Raw genomic sequence first — 1,575 nt, 5'->3', positions numbered from 1 at the left:
ATTATTCGCTCTGCCCTTGATTGAGCTCCCACGCCAGTTCTCTTTCAATAAGTTCGATACTGGGAAGTTTGTCTTGTAGGTCGGTCGGTAGAGCTTGAGTCAGCTGGTATTCTGAGATGCCCATAGGGGTTTCAATGCCTTTTAGGGCATATTCGGCGATGAGTTTGTCTTTGCTGCGACAGAGCAGCAGGCCGATGGTGGGTTGATCCTGTTCTGTTTTGAGTTTGCCATCGATGGTATTGATGTAGAAATTGAGTTTACCCGCATATTCTGGTTTGAAGTCGCCAGTTTTGAGTTCGATGACTACATAGCAGTGCAATCGCACATGGTAAAACAGCAGATCAATGTAAAAATCCTTGTCACCCACGGAAACAGGGACTTGCTTCCCTACGTAGCAAAGCCTGCGCCGAGTTCCAGTAAAAACTGGCTGATATGATCAACCAAGGCTTTTTCCAGTTCGTGTTCGTTGTAGTCTTCGGTTAACGCCAAGAAATCGAACACATAAGGGTCTTTTAAGCTTTGTTGTGCTAGGTCGGATTGCACTGGTGGCAAGGTTTGTTCAAAGTTTGTGACGGCGTTACCTTTGCGCTGCCATAGTTGGCTGTCTATTTGGTGTGTCAGTACCGCTCGACTCCAACCATGATGTTGGGTTTGCGTCACATAAAAAAGCGCCTCTTCGATGGATCGGCATTTACTGATCAGCAGTAAATTGTGCCCCCAAGGGATGTGCATTAATTGGGCAACAGCTTGTTGCCCAATTACGTCGTCTTGATTCCAAAAACTTACCCATTGACGAATGTACTTGAGATTGCGCAGAGAAAAACCTTTTACATCAGGAAACTCGTTGGATAAATCCCGACTGAGCTTATCAAGGAAGGCATCTCCCCATTGGCTGTGCTGTTGCTTTTGAATGATTTCTTGCCCCAAAAGCCAGTAAAATTCTAATAACTGAGTGTTCACGGCTACCGCTGCTTTAAGCTGACGTTGACGAAACGCCTGTTTAAGCGAGCCTAACCATTGTTGATAATCGGTCTTGTCAACTTGAGCCATTAGAGCATCCTCTCCAGTTCATCTAAGTCTTGAAGTATGTCATTTTCCACCGCTTTCAGCTTCTACAAAATCACCTGAGGGTCTTCGTAATGCTCTTACTCATAGACCACTTCTTTGTAGCGGTTGATGCTCAGGTCGAACTTGTTGGTGGCGATGTCTGTGGCATCCACCACGAAGGCTTTTTGCGTTTTGTCCCAAAAATATGCTCCTGCATATTCGGTATTAGCACTTCCCTGTGCGTCATCGGCAACAGCATTGAAGTCGAAATTACTTTAAACCAGTTTGCAGTATTGTTGCCACTGGGCAATGACATCGGGGTTGGTGTCGAATTCGAAGCCCCAGAACATCTGCGTCTTGATGTGTTCGCATTAGGGCTCTAGCAGGTCGCCTGCTGTAATGAATGTTGCCGTGTTCGCTGGAGTATTTTTTGTTTAAGTACTCCATGGTGCGGGATAAAAAGTCTGAGGTACCACAGGAAGGGTCGCAGATGCACTCTTCTGGTTGTGGGTCCATCAGTTCGATCAT

The 1,575-nt window shown here is 46.1% G+C and carries 1 protein-coding gene and 1 pseudogene; one reads left to right on the top strand and one right to left on the bottom strand.

Translation table 11 applies throughout. From position 1 onward, the window contains the following. Window position 1 precedes the first annotated feature (1 nt). Window positions 2-1,050, bottom strand: a pseudogene (locus tag D791_RS18510) (PDDEXK nuclease domain-containing protein). Between the two features lie 89 nt (window positions 1,051-1,139). On the opposite strand from D791_RS18510, the gene D791_RS20145 reads away from it, so the two are divergent. Continuing rightward, window positions 1,140-1,430, top strand: a complete 291-nt coding sequence (locus D791_RS20145; protein WP_036514981.1) for a hypothetical protein — start codon at window positions 1,140-1,142, stop codon at window positions 1,428-1,430. The last annotated feature ends 145 nt before the right edge of the window (window positions 1,431-1,575 follow it).

Source organism: Nitrincola nitratireducens (assembly GCF_000585235.1).
GTDB classification, from domain to species: domain Bacteria; phylum Pseudomonadota; class Gammaproteobacteria; order Pseudomonadales; family Balneatricaceae; genus Nitrincola; species Nitrincola alkalisediminis.
The sequence above is the reverse complement of the archived record's forward strand: the minus strand, read 5'-3'. Positions and strand labels throughout refer to the sequence as shown.